This is a genomic window from Streptomyces echinoruber (genome assembly GCF_014651135.1).
GTDB classification, from domain to species: domain Bacteria; phylum Actinomycetota; class Actinomycetes; order Streptomycetales; family Streptomycetaceae; genus Streptomyces; species Streptomyces echinoruber.
Map to the genome: position 1 here is coordinate 161,023 of NZ_BMWH01000005.1, position 20,620 is coordinate 181,642.

A 20,620-nucleotide genomic window follows, 5' to 3' on the forward strand; every position below is an offset into this window, starting at 1 on the left:
CCCATGCCGGACTTCGAAGTCGTCGCCGTGAACGGCCCCTGGCTTCAGCGCGCTGACGGACGCCGCGTCTTCGACGGATCGAGCGGACTCCTCTGTGCGAACGTCGGGCAGAGCAGCCCCAACGTCTTCGCCCGCATCGAGCGGCAGTTCCGCCGGTACACGTTCGGGGGCGCCGCCGTCGTCCAGCCGCACATCCAGATGGAGCTGATGGACCGCCTGTGCCACGCGGTCGGGCGCCCGGAGGACGCCGTCGCGCTGACCACGTGCGGGACGCTCGGCGTGGAGGTCGCCGTGGGCCTGGCCCGCAACATCACCCGGGTCCGAAGCGGAAAACGACGCGGGGACATCCTGACCTCCACCCTGAGCTACCACGGGAACAGCGCGCTCACCCTCGCCCTCGCCGGCAACCACGCCCGTCGGCCCCGCCCAGAGGACGCGCTCGGTCTTGGTCCGGCCTTCCCGGCGCCCTACCCGCCGACGCACGACCACGGAGGGCGCCCGTGCGACGCCTCGTGTGCCGACGAGGTGGCGAAGGCGATCGACAACAGGGGCGCGGAGAACGTGGCCGCGGTCCTGATCGAGCCCGTCAATGGCACCACCGGCGGCGCCTACGTGCCCCCCGACGGGTATCTGCGACGCGTCTCGGAGATCTGCCGTGAAAGGGAGGTACTCGTCATCCATGACGAGGTGCTGACCGGGTTGTGGCGTACCGGCACGCCCCTGGCCAGCGACCACTGGGACGGCGCCGAGCCGGACCTGTGCATCCTGTCCAAGGGGTTGGGCGCCGGGTACACCGGAGTGGGCGCCGTGCTGGTGTCGCACGAGATCGCGCCGCTGCTCAGGCATCAGGACGCGGACTCCCTGCCCGCGATGGGCACCATGGCCACCCACCCGCTCCAGGCCGCGGCCTGCCTGGGCGTCCTGGACGACCTGGAGTCCATGGATCTCGACGCCTTCACCGCCCGTGGGCAACGGCTCGGAGACGCCCTTCGAGCCCTGGTCGGCCTTGAGCCGGTGCGGGACGTCCGGGGCCTCGGACATCTGTACGGGATCGAAGTCCAGCCCGGCTTGCTGTGGCCTCTGATGCGGGAGGCCGAGAAGCGCGACGTCTTCTTCTACCCGTTCACCGGAGCCGGCCACCCGCGCAGTGAGGGCCTGGTCGTCGCACCTCCGCTGACTTCGACGGACGAAGAGATGGACTTCCTCGTCGCGGCGCTCTCCGACGCGGTGACCGACCTGGCCCGAAACGGATAGGCCGATCCACCGGCAACACCGGCAGTCCTCCGGGTGCCCGTGTTGCCAGACACAAGAGGGCATTCCGCAACTTCTCCAACCAGCGTGCCTACAGGGCGCGTTGAACCGCGAACCACCTGCGTTTCCGGACCGGCGCGTGCGCACGATGCACACGGGCCGCTGCCTCAAGGAGGACCATCGTGTTCCTGCCCCATCCCGTGATCGACTCCCTGACCCCCGAGCAGGTCCGCATGTGGGACGCCTACTTCTCCCCGGAGGCCGGCGGCCAGCGCCGCCCAGCCATCGAGGAGGGCATCTGGAGGCGCACCCAGGACCCGGCCAACCGAGAGCTGTCCGGGTGGACCGAGGACGAGTCGGGGCGCCGCCGCGTCGTGCACTACCGGCTCCACTACGGCCTCGACCGGACCCAGCCGATGGAGCGCCTGGTGCTGGAGGAGCTGTACCTGTACGTCTCGTGGCTGGCCCCGGCCACCGAGATCGCGGCCCACCGGCGCGACCTGGACCAGTGGCTCACCGACGGCCGCTGGAAGCCCACCGACGACGGCTCCTGGCGCCGCGGCGACCTGCACGCCACGATCACCGAGCACACCATCCACCCGCAGGACGAGCGCGCCGACCGCGACACCCCGGAGGGGTTCACCTCGGTCGACGTCACGATCCGCTCCGAGGACTACACCCTCACTCGGGCCGCACGGAACCTCCCCTGGGACGTGCTGGCGGGCGGGATGCGCGTCAAGGAGGAACGCGGCAACCCGACCTACGCCAACGACCTGACCGGCCTGCTGGACCACTTGCCGTTCGTCGTCGAAGCCGGCTGCGGTACCAGCATCGAGGCCGGCATCCCGCCGCTGCACTGGCTGCACGAGGTCTACCGGGTCACCACCCGCACCGGCAACGACCTGACCCAGGGCTACGCCTTCACCCTCTCCCCGGCCGCCGACATCCTCATCAAGGAGATCCTGACGGACACGGTCCGCAAGGTCGACGACATGGTGAGCATGTTCCGCTCCGTGGTCCTCGCCGAGCCGACCAGCGCGCACCGGGCGCTGAAGGCCCTGCACGACGCCGGCCACATGGTGGGTCCGGTGGCCACCCACAACTTCGACCGCCTCTTCGCCCGAGCCGGGCTGCAGGAGGCGTTCATGCGCCGCTACGACCAGCGCACCCCGCACATGCCGTTCCCCGACGACGCCAAGGCCCTGCTCGTCATCGGTCTGCACGCCGACCGGCGCCAGGTCCAGGCCCGAGCCCGCGAGCGCGGCCTGCCGATCTTCTACCTCGACCCCGAGGGGGTCACCGAGAACGGCGTCTACAAGCCCTACCTCATCGAGGGCGCCCGGGAGGGCGATGTCGTGGTCCGCTCCGAGGCCACCCCTGCCCTGCTTCACCTGGCCGAACTCCTCAGCGTAAACGTCTGATTGACGGCGGGACACCCCCGCCCCGCTTCCGCACCGATAGCGTCTGGGGGCACATCGGGCACGGTGTGCCCCCGACCGGACAAGGACCTGCCATGCGCGTTTCCGTGATCGGCTGTGGTCACCTCGGCATCCCGCACGCGGCGGCGATGGCCGAACTCGGCCACGAGGTCATCGGCGTGGACGTCGACCAGGCCAAGGTCGACCAGCTCAACGCCGGCGAATGCCCCATCTACGAGGCCGGTCTCCCCGAACTGCTCGCCCGCCACACCGCGAGCGGGCGTCTGCGCTTCACCACCAGCATCCCCGAGGCCGCCGCCTTCGCCGAGTTGCACTTCATCGGCGTCGGAACCCCCATCGACGCCGACGGCCGCTCCTACGACACCGGACAGGTGTACGGCGCCATCCGCCGGCTCGCCCCGCATCTCGACCGGCCGTGCACGATCGTCGGGAAGAGCACGGTCACCGTCGGCACCACCAGCCAGGTCACCGCCCTCGCCCAGCGTCTCGCCCCCGCCGGTGAACGCGTCGACGTCGTGTGGAACCCGGAGTTCCTCCGTGAGGGACACGCCGTCGACGACACCCTGCGCCCGGATCGCATCATCGCCGGTCTCACCACAGCGGAGGCGGAGAAAGCGATCCGCGCCGTTTACGCCCCCATCCTGGACGCCGGCGTGCCGATCTTCGTTACCGACCCGCAAACCGCCGAGCTCGCCAAGGGCGCGGCGAACACCTTCCTCGGCCTGAAGATCAGCTACATCAACGCGGTCGCCGACATGTGCGAGGCCGCCGGCGGCGACGTCTCCCAGATCGTGGAAATCCTGGGGATCGACCCGCGCATCGGCAGCGGTGGCATGCGGCCCGGTATCGGCTACGGCGGCGGCTGCCTCCCCAAGGACGTCCGCGCCTTCACCGCCTCCGCCCGGCAGCTCGGTGCCGAGCAGGCCGCAGTTCTCCTGCGGGCCGCCGAGAAGATCAACGAAAGTCGCACGGACGTCGCCTTGGCCCTCATCGCCCGCGCCCTGGGCGACAGCCCCCTCAAGGGAGCCCGCGTCACCGTGTGGGGCGCGGCGTTCAAGCCCGGCACCAACGACGTCCGCGAGAGCCCGGCCCTCGCCCTGGCGCAAGCCCTCCAGCAGGCCGGCGTCACCGTCACCATCCACGACCCTCAGGCCGTGACCACGGCGATGGTCCGCAACCCCGAGTTCGACTACACCGACGACCTTTCCGCTTCTCTCGACAGCGCCGATCTCGTCGTTCTGGCCACCGAGTGGCCCGAGTACCAGCAGGCCGACCCGCAGGCCCTCGTGAACCGCCCCGCTACCCCCTTGCTCGTCGACTGCCGCACCACTCTCGACCCCAAGTCGTGGCGCGCGGCCGGCTGGACCGTCCACCAGCTTGGGCGACCCGGGAAGTAGCGCCGGACTCCGGGCGGCCCGGACCCCGCAGCACGTCAACTTGGAAGGTTTCGCGCTATGAACGGTGACGATGTTGTCCTCCGCCGTGCGGGCCACGCCGACGCGCTCCCCGCGGCCGATGTATGGCTGCGCTCCTTCGCGGCCGCGCTGCCGTCGGTGCGTTGCGCGCACGACGACGCCGAGGTACGCGACTGGTTCTCACGCGTGCTTGTGCCTCGGTACGAGACCTGGGTGGCGGTCAGCGAGAACAGCGTGGTGGGACTCCTGGTGCTCGACGGCCCGGAGCTGAAGCAGCTCTACCTCGAACCGGACTGGCGCGGGCGAGGGCTGGGGGATCGGTTCATGGCGCTGGCCAAGCAGCGACAGCCAGATGGACTGGCGCTGTGGACGTTCCAGGTCAACGAACCGGCGCGGCGGTTCTACCAACGGCACGGCTTCATCGAGGTCGAGCGAACGGACGGCCTGCGCAACGATGAGCGAGAGCCGGACGTCCGCTACGTCTGGAAGCCCGAGAAGTGACCGGGCAGGAGGGTGATCAGGGTCGGCGGAGCGGCCGGCGGACCGCGCGGCCCGTGCGCTCCGCCACGGCGGTCATGACCAGATCCGGGGCACCGGCAGCGAAGGCGGTCACAGGGGCTGGGGCGACCGCCTCCGCCGTCGAGCGGTGGCGCGTCGCGGGCCGGGCCGCCCGCCAAGTCGGACGAGCCGGAAGACTCGGCCTCCGCCGGTGCGCTCCGGGCGCGGTCTACCGTGTCGCCCATGACAGTTCTGATCATCGGCGGCAGCGGCTTCCTGGGAGCCGAACTGATCCGGCAGGCGAGGTCGGCCGGGCACGCCACGGCCGCGACGTACGCGACAAGACCCGGCGACGCCTCCCAGGTCGCGTGGTACGCCCTTGATCTGCAGGATGCGCGACGCCTGGACGATGTGATGGCCGAGGTGCGCCCGCACCTCGTCGTCAACGCGTCGAGCGGCAAGGACGATTGGGCGGTCACGGCGGAGGGGCCCGCCCGGATCGCGACGGCCGCGGCGAAGTACGGGAGCCGCCTGGTGCACGTCTCCAGTGACGCTGTGTTCTCCGGTGCTCGGACGCACTACGACGAGTCCAGCCTGCCTGACCCCGTCACCCCGTACGGAGCGGCGAAGGCGGCGGCGGAGACCGCGGTCCTCGCCGTACACCCCGAAGCAGTGGTCGCCCGCACCTCGCTGATCATCGGCCATGGGCGTTCCGTGCACGAGCACTTCGTGCACGAACTCGCCACCGGCCGCCGGAACGGAGTCCTGTTCACCGACGACATCCGCTGCCCGGTGCATGTCACCGACCTGGCCGCCGCTCTTCTGGAGCTGGCGTCGGGCGATGCGGCCGGCATCCACCATCTCGCAGGGCCCGATGCGCTGAGCCGTCACGAACTCGGCGTCCTCATCGCAAGGCGTGACGGTCTCGACGCCTCCCGGCTGCGTACCGGCCTGCGCGCCGACAGCCCACTTCCCGGAGCCCTCGACGTGCGTCTCGACAGTCGGGCGACCCAGCGGAAACTGCGCACCACGCTGCGAGGGGCCCGGCAGTTCTGTCTCGTTCCGGTCGCCCAGCCCGTCAGCCCGTGAGTTGGTGCGCATACTGCCAGCGAGGGACAACAAGCACCTGCAGTGCGATGCAGCGGGCGAAGCGATGGACCTGGAGATCGCACCCAGCAATGTCAACAACGTCCGGCTCAAGCTCAAGCGGCCGGCCGAACGAGGAATCCTGATCGAGCCCGAGCAGGGCTTGTTCACCAAGCTGCAGTCGTAGCCGGCTGGTCAGTCCACGACCAGCCCGACAGCCCCACCCAAAAGCCCGAAACGGGCACCACGTCACGTACCGCCCTCTCAAGGAACTCGACTCGCTGCCATCCTGAGGAACATGGCGGAACTGAACGGACGACCCGTTGACCCCGATGCCCTGCTGACTCTGGCGCTGACGAACTACGGTCACTTCACCTCGATGCGCGTCGACGACCAGCGTGTACGCGGCCTGAGTCTCCACCTTGAGCGCCTGGTCAGAGACTGCAAGACCGTGCTGGGCGCCGAGTTGGACCCGGAGAAGGTGCGCGGCTACGTCCGTCACGTCGCCGGCGAGCTGACCGGGTCGTTCGTCGTCCGCATCACCGTGTTCGACCCGGCCGTGGAAATGGGGCGCCCCGACAAGGCGACCAACCCGAACGTGCTGGTGACCGTCCGGCCGGCGGCCGCCCTGCCACTGCCTCCACTGCGCGTGAAGTCGGTCCGCTACGAGCGGGACGTGCCCATGGTCAAGCACGCCGGCCTCTTCGGAGCCCTTCACGCGCGGCGCACCGCGCTCCTCGACGGCTTCGACGACGCCCTCTTCGTCGGGGCTGACGACCGCATCTCGGAGGGCGGCACGTGGAATGTCGCCTTCATCGGCGAAGACGGCGTCGTGTGGCCGAAGGCCGAGGTACTGCCCGGCGTCACCATGGCACTGCTCCAGCAGATCGGGCAGCACCACACCGCGCCCGTCACCCTCGCCGACGCGCAGGGCATGCAGGCCGCCTTCGCGACCAACACGACGATCGGCGTCCGCGCGATCTCCGCGATCGACGACGTGCCGATGACCACGGAGCACCCGGTGCTGACCCAACTGCGGGACGCCTACCTCGCCATCCCGGGCGAACGACTGTAGGAAAGCAAACCGTGACGGGGGTTGCGCGGTGGACGGGACGAGAGGTCAAGGCCTTTCGTCTCGCCACGCGGATGAACGGCCGGGACTTCGCCGCAGAGGTCGGCGTCAGTCACCGGATGCTGGTCAAGTGGGAGAAGCGCGGAGAGACGATCACCCCACGCGCCATGTACCAGAGCGCGCTGGACACGATGCTCGCCGTCGCCGGACCCGCGGTGCAGGAGCGTTTCGCGACTCTGATCACCGAGCAAGCGGCAGCCGCTCACGACCCGCGCGCCGAGCAGCTTCTACGCCGGGAAGCGCAGTACGTCAAGAGCCCCGTCGGCGGGAAGCTGATGGTGCCCGTGGAGGAGGGCATCTACTGAGCCGGCCCGGACAACAAACCCGTCTGGCTTGAGACTTTCCTGATCGACGTGTACCCGACGACGAACGCGGACTACGCCGGATTCGTGCGGGCGACGGGTCACCGGGCTCCCCAGCACTGGCCGGACGGCCGATGCCCCGACAGCATCCTCGACCACCCTGTGGTGTGGGTGACCTGGCACGACGCGGCCGCCTACGCCGATTGGGCCGGGAAGACGCTGCCGACGAGCCGGCAGTGGGAGAAGGCAGCACGCGGACCCAAGGGCCGCACCTCCCCATGGGGCGATGCGCCGACGGCTGCCAAGTGCAACGTCCTGGATTCCGACATAGGGCACACCACCCCCGTCACGCGCTACCAGTCAGGGGTGAGCCCCTACGGGGTGTACGACATGTGCGGGAACACCTGGGAGTGGTGCGCCACGGAATCCGCGCCCGGCCGCTATGAACTCAAGGGCAGCGCCTTCACCAGCCCGTTCACGCGGGCCGCGCCATCGCTCCGGAACGACGCCAACGCGACCATGTCGGACAACGACACCGGGTTCCGCTGCGTCAGCGTGGGCTTGTAAAGCGGCTACTTGGTCGGGTGCGCGTCGAGCCGGTCGGCCAAGGCGTGCGTGGAGCCGAGGACGTCGAGCCGGTCGGCCAAGGCGTGCGTGGAGCCGAGGACGTCGAGCCGGTCGGCCAAGGCGTGCGTGGAGCCGAGGACGTCGAGCCGGTCGGCCAAGGCGTGCGTGGAGCCGAGGACGTCGAGCCGGTTGCTGCCGAAGGCCGTGGTGCCTGCCCGGGTCCTGCCCGACCGCTGCGCCTCTCTCCGTCCCGGAGATCAGCGCGTACGCGCCGCTTTGGAACTCCGGGTTCACCCTCGTGCCGGTGTTCATCGGCGTTTTTGGTGTTTGTCGGCGTTCGTCGCCTTCCGCGGCGTGCGGGCGGGCGCGACGACCGCCCGCACGCGCTCCCAGCACGTCCCGGGCTCTTGCGGCTCGCGGCCGGTCGTGGATCGTGCGGCGTGTGGGGTCCGGCTCCGGCGATCGGCGGCCGCGCCGGTTGTTCTCCCGGAGAAGCACACCCGCCGTCAGGACCCCGCGCCTGCTCTCACCCCTTGCCCAGCACCGCCCCCACCACCTGACGCAGCACGCCCTCCGGCTCCGGCACCGCGCCCGCCGAGCGCCACGCCACGAAGCCGTCGGGGCGGACGAGGACCGCGCCGGAGGGGGTCGTGCCGTGGCGGGCCGCCCAGTCGGCGCCGGAGGCGCCGCCGACGTTGGCGGCGTTCCCGATGTCCCCGGCGTTCCCGGTGTTCCCGGTGTCCCCGGTGTCCCCGGAGTCCTCGGGATCTTCGGGAAACAGGTCGGCCTCGGGGCCGTGGCCGATGCGGTACGCGGTCAGGGGGACCGGGGTGTCCTCGGCGAGGCGGGTGGCGGCGGCGTGCCAGCCGCCGGGGTCGCCGGCGCCGGTGAGCAGGACGAGGGTGCGTTCGTACAGGTCGAGGGTGGAGAGGCGTGCGTCGCGGCGGCGCACCCAGAGGTGGGGGGCGCGGCTGCCGGGCTCGCCGGTGAGGGAGAGCCGCTCGGGGACGACCGGGCCGGCGGGGTCGGCGCCGACGACCGCGCCGCGGGGGTAGCGGTAGCCGAGGGCGACGTTGAGGATGCCGCCGGGGCGGCCGCCGCCCCCTGCGCCCGCCTCGGGGCCCGGGGCGTAGCCGGGGTGGCTGTGCTCCGCGGAGCGGGCGGCGGCGCGGGCGCTGGTGGCCTCGGCGACCGGGCGGCGCTCGGTGTCGTAGGTGTCCAGCAGTTTCTCGTCCGCCCAGCCGCCGAGGACCGCGGCGAGTTTCCAGGCGAGGTTGTGGGCGTCCTGGATGCCGGTGTTGGAGCCGAACGCGCCGGTGGGCGACATCTCGTGGGCGGAGTCGCCGGCCAGCAGGACCCGGCCGGCGCGGTAGCGCTCGGCGACGCGCTGGGCGGCGTGCCAGGGGGCCCGGCCCGTGATCTCCACGTCCAGGGTGTCGTCGCCGACCGCCCGGCGGATGTGGGCCGCGCAGCGCTCGTCGGTGAAGTCCTCCAGCGTCTCGCCCCGGTCGGGGAACCAGGGGGCGTGGAAGACCCAGTGCTCGCGGTTGTCGACGGGCAGCAGGGCGCCGTCGGCGCCGGGGCGGGTGAGGTAGCAGACGATGAAGCGGCGCTCGCCGACCACGTCGGCCAGGCGGCGGGAGCGGAAGGTGACGCTGATGTTGTGGAACAGGTCGCCGGGGCCGTTCTGCCCGATGCCGAGTCGTTCGCGCACGGGGCTGCGGGGGCCGTCGCAGGCGACGAGGTAGTCCGCCCGGATGGTGGTGTGGTCGCCCGTACGGCGGCTCTTGACGAGGGCGGTGACCCCGTCGGCGTCCTGCTCGAACGACATCAGCTCAGTGGAGAACCTGAGGTCGCCGCCGAGTTCCACGGCGTGGTCGAGCAGCACCGGCTCCAGGTCGTTCTGGCTGCACAGGCACCAGGTGGTGGGGGAGAAGCGGGCCAGTCCGCCGCCCGGGTCGATCTCCCGGAACAGCCACTCGCCGGCGTCGCCGACCAGGGTCGGGGTCTGCAGGATGCCGTGGTTATCGGCGAGGGTGGCGGCGGCCCGGCGGATGCCCGGCTCGGTGCCCGCCACCCGGAACAGCTCCATGGTGCGGACGTTGTTGCCACGCCCGCGCGGGTGGATCGAGGTCCCGGCGTGGCGTTCCACCAGGGTGTGCCGCACTCCCAGCCGGCCCAGGAACACCGAGGTCGACAGGCCGACCAGGGAACCGCCGACGATGAGGACCGGGACCTTGTGATCGGCTTCTTCGTGCATCACTCGCCTCCAGCGCGTTGGGTCCGTGACATGCATGCCACGCCAGGCGCGCCGCCGATCGGGCTTCACCCGCTTAACCCGCCTGGTTCGCGGTGGCGCGCGGCTCGGCTCACGATCGTGGTCACGCGACCGGTGCCGTGCGTCCCGGCCGACGCCGTGCGTCCCGTGCGGGGCACCGCGTCCCGTGCCGCGGCGACCGGTCCCCCGTACCCGAGGAAGAGGTGTGCCGAATGACGGTGTCCCCTGCCAGGCCGACGGCCCCGGCGGTGTCCCCTGCCGGGCAGGCGGCTCCGTACGGTGTCTCCACCACCGCGTTCGACGGGTCCCGCGTGCGGGTCCTGCTGATGGTGGACATCCACGACGGAGCCCAGCAGGAGTTCCTGGCGGCCTACGAGCACATGTGCCAGCGGGTCGCCTCCGTACCGGGGCACCTCGGCGACCAGCTCTGCCAGTCCCTGGAGAACCCCACCCAATGGCTGATCACCAGCGAGTGGGAGAGTGCCCCGCCCTTCCTCGCCTGGGTCAACAGCGAGGAGCACCTGGACACGGTGCAGCCGTTCCAGAGCTGCGTGCGCGACACCCGGTCGCTGCGCTACACGGTGCTGCGGGAGACCGCCGGCGCGGCGCCGCCCGCGCCGGGGCTCGGCGGGCTGCAGAGCGCTCCCCGGCCGGGTGACAACGTCGTCCGGCACGCGCTGACCTTCACCGTGAAGCCCGGCAGCGAGGCCAAGGTCGCCGAGATCCTCTCCGGCTACGAGTCCCCCGAGCCGCGCGTGGACGACACCACGCGGCTGCTGCGCACCTCGCTGTTCCTGCACGGCAACCGGGTGGTGCGCGCGGTGGAGGTGCGCGGCGACCTGCAGGCCGCGCTGCGGCACGTCGCCCGGCAGCCGCAGGTGCGGGCCGTGGAGCAGGCCGTCGACCCCTACCTGGAGCAGGAGCGGGACCTGACCGACCCGCTCTCCGCGCGGCAGTTCTTCACCCGGGCGGCGATGCCGGCCGTGCACCACGTGACGTCCGGCCGCGAGACGGACCCGCAGGTGCGGCGGTGCGCGCTGTTCTGCCCGGCCCGGCCGGGCGCCGGGGAGGCGCTGGCCCGGCTGCTGGCCGCGCAGGACGCGGCGGCCGTGCCCGGTGGGGACGGTCCGGTGGCGGCGTGCACCGTCTTCCACCGCGAGGACCTCGTCGTACGGCTCGTCGACGTGGCCGGTGAGCCGGAGGACGCGCCCGGCGCCGTGCTGGGCCTGTCCGACGCCGCCGCCCGCGCCGAGGCCGAACGGCTGCTGGACGCGGCGGCACTCGGCGTCGACGGGTCCCTGACGGACGAGCGCACGCTGCCGCGGCTGCTCGCGCAAGCCCGGATGCGGCCGCTGACGGACCGGCGGTCGCCGGCCTCCTGACCGGCGGAACCCACGGAAACGGCAGCGCCCACGGAAACGGCGGAACCCACGGAAACGGCGGAACCGACAGAAACGGCAGGACCGACGGAAACGGCAGGACCAACGGGATCAACGGAACCCGCGGCACCGGCGGAACCCGCGGCACCGGCAGCACCCGCGCCGTCGAAAGAAACCGGCACAACCCGCGGTCCTCGGTCCCCGGTCCCCGGTCCTCGGTCCTCGGTCCCCGGCCCGCGGTCCCGGGACCGCTCCCGGCCCGCCTCCCCCACCGGCCACCCCTACCGACCCCTTTCGGAGTGACCCACATGAACGAACAGCACGCAGGCATCGTCGACTTCCGCGCCGTCGCGCCCAACCGCCGGCGCGGGGGCGACGTACGCGCCGTCCTCACCCCCACCACCGTGGGCTCGACCAGCGGCTTCATGGGCATGGCGGTGGTGCGGCCCGGCGAGCGCATCGGCGAGCACTACCACCCCTACTCCGAGGAGTTCGTGTACATCGTCGCGGGCGACCTCGAGGTCGACCTGGACGGCGAGCCGCACCCCCTGCGCGTGGACCAGGGGCTGTTCATCCCGAAGAACGTGCGCCACCGCTTCCGCAACGTCGGCGACACCGAGGCCCGTCTCGTCTTCCACCTCGGCCCGCTCGCGCCGCGCCCCGAGCTCGGGCACGTGGACACCGAGGAGACGCCGCAGGAGACGCCACAGGACGCGTCCGCCGAGGTGGTGTCATGACCCGGCGGGTCGCCGTCACCGGCATAGGCGTCGTCGCCCCGGGCGGCATAGGCGTGCCCGGCTTCTGGGACCTGCTCGCGCACGGGCGGACCGCCACGCGCCGCATCACCCTGTTCGACCCGGAGGGGCTGCGGTCGCAGATCGCCGCCGAGTGCGACTTCGACCCGGCCGCGCACGGCCTGGACGCGGAGACGGTCCGACGCTGCGACCGGTACGTGCAGTTCGCGCTGGTCGCCGCCCGCGAGGCGGTGGCCGACGCGGGACTGGACATGGCGCGCGAGGACCCCTGGCGGGCCGGTGTCACGCTGGGCACCGCGGTGGGCGGCACCACCCGCCTGGAGCACGACTACGTCCTGGTCAGCGAGCGCGGCGCGCGCTGGGACGTGGACGAGCGGCGGGCCGGGCCGCACCTGGAGCGCGCCTTCTCCCCCAGCGCGCTGGCCTCCACCGTCGCCGAGGAGTTCGGGACGCACGGCCCCGCGCAGACCGTCTCCACCGGCTGCACCTCCGGCCTGGACGCGGTGGGCCACGCCTACCACGCCATCGCCGAGGGCCGCATCGACGTGTGCGTCGCGGGCGCCTCCGACTCGCCGATCTCGCCGATCACCATGGCGTGCTTCGACGCGATCAAGGCGACCTCGCCGAACAACGCCGACCCGGCGCACGCCTCCCGCCCCTTCGACGCCCACCGCGACGGGTTCGTGATGGGCGAGGGCGCCGCCGTCCTGGTCCTGGAGGAGCTGGAGCACGCCCGCTCCCGCGGCGCGCGGGTGTACGCCGAGGTCGCCGGCTACGCCACCTTCGGCAACGCCTACCACATGACCGGGCTGACCCGGGAGGGCCTGGAGATGGCGCGGGCCATCGAGACCGCGCTGGACCGGGCCCGGCTGGACCCGACGGCGATCGACTACGTCAACGCGCACGGCTCGGGCACCCAGCAGAACGACCGGCACGAGACCGCGGCGGTCAAGCGGGCGCTGGGCGAGCACGCCTACGCCACGCCGATGAGCTCGATCAAGTCGATGGTGGGCCACTCGCTCGGCGCGATCGGCTCGATCGAGGTCGCCGCGTGCGTGCTGGCCCTCACCCACCAGGTGGTGCCGCCGACGGCCAACTACGAGACGCCCGACCCGGAGTGCGACCTGGACTACGTGCCGCGCGAGGCCCGCGAGCGGCGGCTGCGCGGGGTGCTGTCGGTGGGCAGCGGCTTCGGCGGGTTCCAGTCGGCGGTCGTACTGACCGGCCCCGGGGCGGAAAGGGAGCGGCGATGAGCGGACGAGAACCCCGGCGGGCGGTGGTCACCGGCCTCGGTGCCATCACCCCGCACGGCCTGGGGGTGGAGGCCCTGTGGAAGACCACCGCGGACGGCGGCAGCAGCCTCGCCCCGCTGCAGCGGGAGGGCTGCACCGGCTACCCCCTGCGGGTGGCCGGGCAGGTGCGCGGCTTCGAACCGGCGGCCCTGGTCGAGGAGACCTTCCTGGTGCAGACCGACCGGTTCACGCACTTCGGGCTGGCCGCCGCCCGGATGGCCCTGGAGGACGCCCGGCTGGCGGAGGCCGACCTCGACTCGCCGTACGGCGTGGGCGTGGTCACCGCGGCCGGCTCCGGCGGCGGCGAGTTCGGGCAGCGGGAGCTGCAGAAGCTGTGGGGGCAGGGGCCCCGGCACGTGGGGCCGTACCAGTCGATCGCCTGGTTCTACGCGGCCAGCACCGGCCAGATCTCCATCCGGCACGGCTTCAAGGGGCCGTGCGGGGTGGTCGCCGGGGACGAGGCCGGCGGCCTGGACGCCCTCGGGCACGCCGCGCAGGCCGTGCGGCGCGGCACCGACACGATCGTGGCCGGCGCGGCCGAGGCCCCGCTCGCGCCGTACTCCATCGTCTGCCAGCTCGGTTATCCCGAGCTCAGCCGCGCCGCCGAACCGGAGCGCGCCTACCGGCCCTTCACCGCCGACGCCTGCGGGTTCGCGCCCGCCGAGGGCGGGGGCGTGCTGGTGCTGGAGGAGGCGCGGGCGGCGCGGGAGCGCGGCGCGGAGGTGCGGGCGACGGTGGCCGGGCACGGGGCGACGTTCACCGGCGCCTCCCGCTGGGCGGAGTCCCGGCAGGGGCTGGCGCGGGCGATCGAGGCCGCGCTGGCCGAGGCCGGCTGCCGCCCGCAGGACGTCGACGTCGTCTTCGCCGACGCCCTCGGCGTGCCGGACGCGGACCGCGCGGAGGCGCTGGCCCTCGCCGACGCGCTCGGCGCGCACGCCCGGCGGGTGCCCGTCACCGCGCCCAAGACGGGCCTCGGACGCGCCTACTGCGCGGCGCCGGTGGTGGACGCGGTGACCGCCGTGCTCGCCCTGGAGCACGGCCTGGTCCCGCCCACGCCCCACGTGACCGACTGCTGCCACGACCTGGACCTGGTCACCGGCCGCGCCCGCCCGGCGGACGTGCGCACGGCCCTGGTCCTCAGCCGGGGGCTGCTGGGCTTCAACTCGGCGCTGGTGCTGCGCCGGGGCGACGCCACTGGCCCCGAGCGGTGACCGGGCACCGCACGAGACCCCGACACCACCCCGGCACCGCCCCGGCCCCGTCCGACATCACCCCGACACCACCCCGACACCACCCCGGCACCACCCCGGTCCCATCCGACCCGGGACGCGAGTGAAGGAGCGCACCCCATGACCGACCAAGTGAGCGATGTGACGAACGAGGTGACCCTCGAGGAGCTGGCCGCGCTGATGAAGCGCGTCGCGGGGGTCAACGTCGACCCCGCCCGGCTCCGGGAGCAGGCCGACGCGGGCTTCGACACCTTCGGCCTGGAGTCGCTGGGCCTGCTCGGCATCGTCGCCGAGCTGGAGCAGCGCTACGGCCGCGCCCTGCCGGAGCAGACGGAGCGCTGCAAGACGCCCGCCGAGTTCCTCTCCCAGGTCAACGGCGCGCTGCGGAAAGGGGCGTGACATGTCCTCGCACACCGACAACGAGATCGTCATCAACGCGCCGTTCGACCTGGTCTGGGACATGACCAACGACCTGGAGAACTGGCCGAACCTGTTCAGCGAGTACGCCTCCGTGGAGATCCTCGACCGCGACGGCGACCGCACCACGTTCCGGCTCACCATGCACCCCGACGAGGAGGGCCGGGTGTGGAGCTGGGTCTCCGAGCGCACCCCCGACCGTGCCACCCGCACGGTGCGCGCCCGCCGCGTGGAGACCGGCCCCTTCCAGTACATGAACATCCGCTGGGAGTACGACGACGTGCCCGGCGGCACCCGCATGCGCTGGATCCAGGACTTCGCGATGAAGCCGGACGCGCCCGTGGACGACGCCGGCATGGCGGAGATGATCAACCGCAACTCCCGTACGCAGATGGCCCTCATCCGCGACCGGATCGAGCAGGCCGCCGGCGAGCGCCGCGTCCCCGCGTCCGCGAGCGACTGACCCCGGCCGGGGCCCACCGGGCCCCATCGAGCCCCACCAGGCTCCACAGGGCCCACCAGGCTCCACAGGGCCCATCAGGCTCCGCCGGGCCCACAAGCCCCACCGGGCTCCGGTGGACCTCACCGAACCGACCGAATCAAACCGAACTGAACCGAATCAAATCGAAACAAACCGAACCAAACCGGATAAGAACGAACCCGATCGAAGGGGCCCGCCCCATGCACCACACCCTCATCGTCGCCCGGATGAAGCCCGGCGCGGCCGACGACATCGCCCGGGTGTTCGCCGAGTCCGACCGGGGCGAGCTGCCCCACCTCATCGGGGTCAGCGGGCGCAGCCTGTTCCAGTTCGGCGACGTCTACCTGCACCTCATCGAGAGCGAGCAGGACCCCGCCCCGGCCATCGCCCGCATGGCCGACCACCCCGAGTTCCGCACGATCAGCGAGCGCCTCACGCCGTACGTCTCCGCGTACGACCCGGAGACCTGGCGCAGCCCCAAGGACGCCATGGCGCACCTCTTCTACCGCTGGGAGCGGAACGCGACGCGGTGACGTCCCGCGCACGACCGATCGGACGGGCACCGGCGCACCACGCGCCGGGGCCCCGTCCACGAGCACCGGGCACTGGGCACCGGGCACTGTGGGCCCGTCGGCCCGGCACCGCCCCTACTCGCGCTCGGGGTCGGTGTCGTCGACGCGGTAGGTGCGGACCCAGGTCTCGCCGCAGCGGCAGCGGGAGTGCTCGACCAGCTCACCGTCCTCGGAGACGGCCAGACCGGCACGGAGACGGACGTGAACGTGCTGACTCATGGGGCTGTGCTCTCTGTGGGATGCGGTCGAACCTCACTGTCAGCACATTTCGCCGCACATCGGCAATGACGCGTGTCACACCGCCGCGGTGCGGCGCGGGGCCGGGCGTTCGAGGTGGGTGACGACGGTGGCGTAGAAGCGGCGGACGGCGTCGTCGACGCTGCGGATGAAGCCCGTCTCGGCGTTGCCGCGGCCGCTGCCCATGCCCTTGAAGAGGGAGAGGCGGAAGCCGGTGATCGGGGCGCCGTCCTTCGGCAGGAGGTCGGCCGGCTCCGGGCGCAGCTTCTCCAGGGTGCCGCGCGGGCCGCCCGCGCCGCCCGCCGCCTGCTCGACCAGCGTCTCGATGTGCAGGTCGGCCGGGGCCTCGGCCAGGCGCCGCACCAGGCGCTTCGCCCAGGAGAGGGGATAGCCCTGCTCGGGCGCCGGGATCTCGAGGGAGGTGCGCAGCTTGCCGGTGCGCAGGTCGGCGGTGACCGCGAGGACGCCGGGCGTGCCCTCGATGCGCAGCTCGGCCTGGAGCCGGCCGTCCCGGCACAACTGGTCGGCGAGGCGGGCGCGGCGGGCCGCGGGGTCGCCGCCGCGCCGGGACCGCTGCACGGGCAGCACCTTCTGGCCGAGCTCACCGCCCAGGGTGAGGCAGACCTGGCGGATCAGCCGCTCCCAGCTCTCCACCACCTCCAGGGCCCGCGGGTCGCCCTGGCACAGCGTCTCGTCGTCGATGCCGTTGCGCACCGGCACCCAGGCGGCGCCCATGTTCTGGAAGCCGTGGCAGCCGGAGTTGTCGTGCTGCAGGTAGTGCAGCAGCTCCTGCAGCAGCCAGGCGTGCGCCGCGTTGCCGACGCCCTCGTGCCGGATCAGCATCTGCGCCTGGTGGGCGACCTCGGCCCAACTCAGGTGCCACAGCGCCACCTTGTGCTTGCGCCGCCCGTCGATGCGCACGTCGACGAGCGGGCTGCCCTCCAGGGCGACGTCGTTGGACAGCGTGATCACGGCCTCGTAGCCGCGCCGGGCCGCGATGTCCATGTACGCCTGCACCTGCTCGGTCCTGAGCGCGTTGCCGTTGGTCTTCGTCTCGACCAGCGCCGTCCACAGCTTGCCGGCGCGCTCCACGCGGATCACCCCGTCGGGGCGCCGCGGGGTGTCCCCGTGTGGCAGGGACACCTCGGTGAACGTCTCCATCCGGCCCGCCGGGGCGCCGAACGCGGCGGTGAGCCGCCGGCCGAACTCCGGCACCTGCGCCATCACCGACAGCAGCACCGACGTGGCCCGCATCTCCCGCTCGCGGTCGCTCTTGAGCGCCGAGACCGGGAAGAGGCGGGCCTGCCGCCACGACTCGTTCTCCGCCAGCGACTTCTTCGGCGCTTTCGGCAGCGTGACCTTCTTCTTGGCGGTACGGGGCCGGGCGGCCGCCTTCTGCCGCGGCCCGGCGTCCTCCTCCGGCCGCCGGGGGACGGTACGGCGCCCAGGGCCGCCGGCCGCCGGACGGGCCGGCCGACGGCCTGCTCGGCGACCTGCCCGGCGGGCGGTGCCGGAACCGGCGCCTCCTGCGGCTCCGCAGCCTCCTGCGGTTCCGCCGCGTCCTGCGGTTCGGTTCCGGCCTCGCCCGCGTCGTCGTCGATGTCGACGCCGAAGTCCGTCGCCAGCCCCGCGAGCCCGGTGTCGTACCCCTGCCCGACGGCCCGGAACTTCCACTCCCCCGCCCGCCGGTACAACTCGCCGAAGAGCAGCGCGCGGACCGGCCCGGCGTCGTCGACGGCGAACCGCAGCAGGTCCTCACCGGCTGCGTCGGCCAACCCGACCTGGACGTCCTCCAGTTCCCCGAAGGTGCCCTCGTACCGGCTCGCGGCGACGACGATCCGCTCGACGCCGTCCGGGATCGCGGTCAGGTCGAAGCCGATCCGGTCCTCGCTGCCCTGCGCGGTGGGCGTCTTGCCGAGGAGCTGCACGCTTCCGTCGGGCGCCACCGGGTTGTTGTAGAAGTAGAAGTCCGCGTCGCTGCGGACCTTGCCGTCGGCGCCCAGCAGCAGCACGGACACGTCCGCGTCGCCCTCGCCGGTCGGACTGGCCCAGCGCAGGCTCACGAGGACGGAACCGGTGTTCTCGCTCAACGCGGACAGGCCGACGTTGGCCCCCTTGACCATCTGGTGCACGAAACCCCCCACACAAGACCAAAGCCCCCGGATGCAAGACCGGTCACTCTAGCGCCCGTCGGCCGCCGGCCGGGGTGCTCCGGCGAAAAATCCCTGCCCAGGACCGGTCTCCGCGCGGCGCAGGGCCGGGTGCCGCAGGGGCGTGGCGGGGGCGGCGGGACACAGGGCGCGGCCGATGTGGGTGTTGATGGCGGCGTCGATCGGGCTCGGTTCGAGGCCGGTGCCGTCGGCGTTGAGGCGCTGGTACTTCATCAGGTTCCAGGCGGCCGCGATCTGCCGCCTGCCGTCGGCGCTGGTCAGCGCGATCGTGCCGGCACCGAAGACACCGCCCTCGTGACCCCAGAAGCGGCCGCAGGAACCGAAGTCAAAGGTGTAGATGCCGAGGCCGTAGTCGACGGTGACGCCGGGGCCGACGACGACGGGAACCGTGCGCTGCATCTCGGCGAGGATGGCCGGGGCGAGGAGGCGGCCGGTGAGCAGGGCCCGGTAGAAGCGGTTGAGGTCGTCCGGGGTGGAGACGAGGGCGCCCGCCGTGTACGCCCAGGACATGTCGTAGACGCTGTAGTCGCGGGGCGGGTCGATCAGGCCGTACCAGGACTCGTACATCCGCGGGTGCGGGCCCTTGAGGTACGGGGTGCGCGGGAAGTACGTGTGGTGCAGGCCGGCGCGGGCGACAACGTGGCGGGTGAGGTAGGTCGCCGGGTCCTGGCCGGTGACCTTGCGCAGGAGCAGGCCGGCGATGACGTAATTGGTGTTGGAGTAGTGGCCGGGCAGGGCGCCCGGTTCTCCCGTGGCGGGTTCCGCGAGGCCGAGGCGGACCAGTTCCTCCGGGCGGATGGAGCGGAAGCGCCCCTCGTCGATGCTGGCGGTGGAGTCCCGGGTGAGGGAGGGGAAGGCGGCGGCGATGTAGTCGGCCATGCCGCTGGTGTGGTTCAGCAGCATGCGGACGGTGATCCGCCGGCCCCGCTCGCCGGGTATGAGGTCCGGCAGGTAGGTGGCGACGGGCGCGTCGAGGCGTATGCGGCCGCGCTCCACCTGCTGCAGGACGGCGACGGCGGTGAACGTCTTGGTGATGCTGCCGATGCGCTGGCCCATGCCGGGCCGCATCGGGCGCCCGGTGTCCACGTCGGCGACCCCGGAGGCGCCGCCCCAGTGCTCGGCGCCGTCGCGGACGGCGGACTGGATGCCGTACATGCCCGCCTGGTGCACGGCGTCGAGGGTGCCGGCGAGGGCGGGCCGGTCCAGGGACTCCGGCCGGGCCGCCGTCGACACGGGTGCCGCGGGAGCGGAGGTGGTGGTGGCGGCGGGTGCCGCCGGAGCGGAGGTGGCGGTGGTGGCGGGAGCGGCGGTGGCGGTAGCGGTGGTGACGGTGGTCAGCAGGAGCGTGACGCCCAGGACGGCGCCTCGTAAGCGACGGGTGATGCCCACGGTGTGTTTCTCCCCTGGCGGTGCGGGCGTTGGCGTGGTTGACGGATGGGTCAGATGGGTCAGAGAGATCGTTTCGGACCGCGGGCGGCTCGCACATCCTTCCAGCGGATGATCACACAGCAATCGCACAGGGAGGCACGGAAAGGATCGAGCCATCGGAAAGAGCCCGAATCACCCTGTTCAGGGGCGGTGAAAGTCGGGTGCGAGGTGTTCCGTCCACGCCCATGATGCTGATCGTGACTGTGTACTCGTGACTGTGTACGCCGGCGCTCCCGCCCGGCTGGGTGAAAGTCGTCTGCCCGACGGGCGGTTGCCGGGCTGGGCCGAGTGGGGGCCGCCGGACGGGGTTCCCGTTCTGCTGTGTCCGGGCGCGGCCACGAGCCGGTGGCTCGGTTCCGGCGCGGACGTCGTCGAGGCGCTCGGCGTGCGCCTGGCCTCCGTGGACCGCCCGGGACTCGGCGCCTCAACGCCCGCGCCCGGACGGGACTTCTCCGACTTCGCCGACGACATGCGCCGGCTCTGCGCGATACGGGGGCTGGGAGATGCGGGGGCTGGGACTGGGGCGCCCGGCTGTCGTCGGAAACTCACAGGGCGCGCCGTTCGCCCTCGCCTGCGCCGCGGTGGGGATCGCCCCGGCCCCAACCCGCCACGCCCGCGCGACCGCGGCGGTGCTGCCGGGGACCCTCTGATCGGCTCCGGCCGCGGCGCCGATTGCCCGATGCGCTCATCA

General features: G+C 72.5%; 19 protein-coding genes and 3 pseudogenes. 17 read left to right on the forward strand and 5 right to left on the reverse strand.

The window, feature by feature from the left end:
* The first annotated feature begins 3 nt into the window (after positions 1–3).
* From IE225_RS09710 to IE225_RS33010, 9 genes and pseudogenes are all read left to right on the forward strand, one after another.
* Entirely contained in the window at positions 4–1,254 is a 1,251-nt protein-coding gene (locus IE225_RS09710) for an aminotransferase class III-fold pyridoxal phosphate-dependent enzyme (protein ID WP_190056983.1), read from the forward strand.
* Positions 1,255–1,433: 179 nt separating this feature from the next.
* The gene (locus tag IE225_RS09715) at positions 1,434–2,672 is read left to right on the forward strand and encodes an SIR2 family protein (protein WP_190056984.1); all 1,239 of its coding nucleotides are present in this window, start codon (positions 1,434–1,436) and stop codon (positions 2,670–2,672) included.
* Between the two features lie 92 nt (positions 2,673–2,764).
* The gene (locus tag IE225_RS09720; RefSeq protein ID WP_190056985.1) at positions 2,765–4,087 is read left to right on the forward strand and encodes a UDP-glucose dehydrogenase family protein; all 1,323 of its coding nucleotides are present in this window, start codon (positions 2,765–2,767) and stop codon (positions 4,085–4,087) included.
* A 57-nt stretch (positions 4,088–4,144) separates the two neighbouring features.
* Entirely contained in the window at positions 4,145–4,606 is a 462-nt protein-coding gene (locus IE225_RS09725) for a GNAT family N-acetyltransferase (RefSeq protein ID WP_190056986.1), read from the forward strand.
* A 240-nt stretch (positions 4,607–4,846) separates the two neighbouring features.
* On the forward strand, positions 4,847–5,692 hold the full coding sequence (locus tag IE225_RS09730) for an SDR family oxidoreductase (protein ID WP_190056987.1): 846 nt from the start codon (positions 4,847–4,849) through the stop codon (positions 5,690–5,692).
* Positions 5,693–5,696: 4 nt separating this feature from the next.
* The gene (locus tag IE225_RS09735) at positions 5,697–5,876 is read left to right on the forward strand and encodes a hypothetical protein (protein WP_190057136.1); all 180 of its coding nucleotides are present in this window, start codon (positions 5,697–5,699) and stop codon (positions 5,874–5,876) included.
* A gap of 111 nt (positions 5,877–5,987) precedes the next feature.
* Positions 5,988–6,764, forward strand: coding sequence for an aminotransferase class IV family protein (locus IE225_RS09740; RefSeq protein ID WP_190056988.1), 777 nt, complete (start codon positions 5,988–5,990; stop codon positions 6,762–6,764).
* An 11-nt stretch (positions 6,765–6,775) separates the two neighbouring features.
* Positions 6,776–7,126: a helix-turn-helix domain-containing protein gene (locus IE225_RS33005; RefSeq protein WP_229879364.1), complete on the forward strand. Its 351-nt coding sequence runs from the start codon at positions 6,776–6,778 to the stop codon at positions 7,124–7,126.
* A 27-nt stretch (positions 7,127–7,153) separates the two neighbouring features.
* Positions 7,154–7,690: pseudogene (locus IE225_RS33010) on the forward strand (formylglycine-generating enzyme family protein); the annotation flags it as partial.
* 5 nt (positions 7,691–7,695) lie between these two features.
* Here IE225_RS33010 and IE225_RS09750 read toward each other — a convergent pair.
* Together IE225_RS09750 and IE225_RS09755 are read right to left on the reverse strand one after the other, a co-directional pair.
* Positions 7,696–7,848 carry a hypothetical protein gene (locus IE225_RS09750; RefSeq protein ID WP_190056989.1) on the reverse strand — a complete coding sequence of 51 codons (153 nt, stop codon included), beginning with the start codon at positions 7,846–7,848 and terminating at the stop codon, positions 7,696–7,698.
* 368 nt (positions 7,849–8,216) lie between these two features.
* Positions 8,217–9,950, reverse strand: a complete 1,734-nt coding sequence (locus tag IE225_RS09755; protein ID WP_190056990.1) for an FAD-dependent oxidoreductase — start codon at positions 9,948–9,950, stop codon at positions 8,217–8,219.
* Positions 9,951–10,180: 230 nt separating this feature from the next.
* Here IE225_RS09755 and IE225_RS09760 point away from each other — a divergent pair, with 230 nt between their 5' ends.
* The 7 genes from IE225_RS09760 (at position 10,181) to IE225_RS09790 (ending at position 16,054) form a co-directional block, all read left to right on the forward strand.
* Positions 10,181–11,350, forward strand: coding sequence for a SchA/CurD-like domain-containing protein (locus IE225_RS09760; protein WP_190056991.1), 1,170 nt, complete (start codon positions 10,181–10,183; stop codon positions 11,348–11,350).
* 305 nt (positions 11,351–11,655) lie between these two features.
* Positions 11,656–12,084 carry a cupin domain-containing protein gene (locus tag IE225_RS09765; protein WP_190056992.1) on the forward strand — a complete coding sequence of 143 codons (429 nt, stop codon included), beginning with the start codon at positions 11,656–11,658 and terminating at the stop codon, positions 12,082–12,084.
* On the forward strand, positions 12,081–13,355 hold the full coding sequence (locus IE225_RS09770) for a beta-ketoacyl-[acyl-carrier-protein] synthase family protein (RefSeq protein WP_190056993.1): 1,275 nt from the start codon (positions 12,081–12,083) through the stop codon (positions 13,353–13,355). The genes IE225_RS09765 and IE225_RS09770 overlap by 4 nt, the downstream gene beginning before the upstream one ends.
* A complete protein-coding gene (locus tag IE225_RS09775) occupies positions 13,352–14,605 on the forward strand; it encodes a ketosynthase chain-length factor (protein WP_190056994.1) in 1,254 nt (417 codons plus the stop codon). Before IE225_RS09770 ends, IE225_RS09775 begins: the two co-directional genes overlap by 4 nt.
* A gap of 138 nt (positions 14,606–14,743) precedes the next feature.
* On the forward strand, positions 14,744–15,022 hold the full coding sequence (locus IE225_RS09780; RefSeq protein ID WP_190056995.1) for an acyl carrier protein: 279 nt from the start codon (positions 14,744–14,746) through the stop codon (positions 15,020–15,022).
* A 1-nt stretch (position 15,023) separates the two neighbouring features.
* Positions 15,024–15,503, forward strand: coding sequence for an SRPBCC family protein (locus IE225_RS09785; RefSeq protein WP_190056996.1), 480 nt, complete (start codon positions 15,024–15,026; stop codon positions 15,501–15,503).
* A 218-nt stretch (positions 15,504–15,721) separates the two neighbouring features.
* The gene (locus tag IE225_RS09790; protein ID WP_190056997.1) at positions 15,722–16,054 is read left to right on the forward strand and encodes a TcmI family type II polyketide cyclase; all 333 of its coding nucleotides are present in this window, start codon (positions 15,722–15,724) and stop codon (positions 16,052–16,054) included.
* A 114-nt stretch (positions 16,055–16,168) separates the two neighbouring features.
* Here IE225_RS09790 and IE225_RS09795 read toward each other — a convergent pair whose 3' ends face one another.
* The 3 genes and pseudogenes from IE225_RS09795 to IE225_RS09805 form a co-directional block, all read right to left on the reverse strand.
* Positions 16,169–16,312, reverse strand: coding sequence for a hypothetical protein (locus tag IE225_RS09795; RefSeq protein ID WP_190056998.1), 144 nt, complete (start codon positions 16,310–16,312; stop codon positions 16,169–16,171).
* 75 nt (positions 16,313–16,387) lie between these two features.
* A pseudogene (locus tag IE225_RS09800) lies at positions 16,388–18,453 on the reverse strand (TerD family protein).
* A gap of 57 nt (positions 18,454–18,510) precedes the next feature.
* Entirely contained in the window at positions 18,511–19,890 is a 1,380-nt protein-coding gene (locus IE225_RS09805; protein ID WP_373303154.1) for a serine hydrolase domain-containing protein, read from the reverse strand.
* A gap of 310 nt (positions 19,891–20,200) precedes the next feature.
* Between IE225_RS09805 and IE225_RS09810 the strand changes: the two are divergent.
* Positions 20,201–20,528: pseudogene (locus IE225_RS09810) on the forward strand (alpha/beta fold hydrolase); the annotation flags it as partial.
* Between the last annotated feature and the right edge of the window lie 92 nt (positions 20,529–20,620).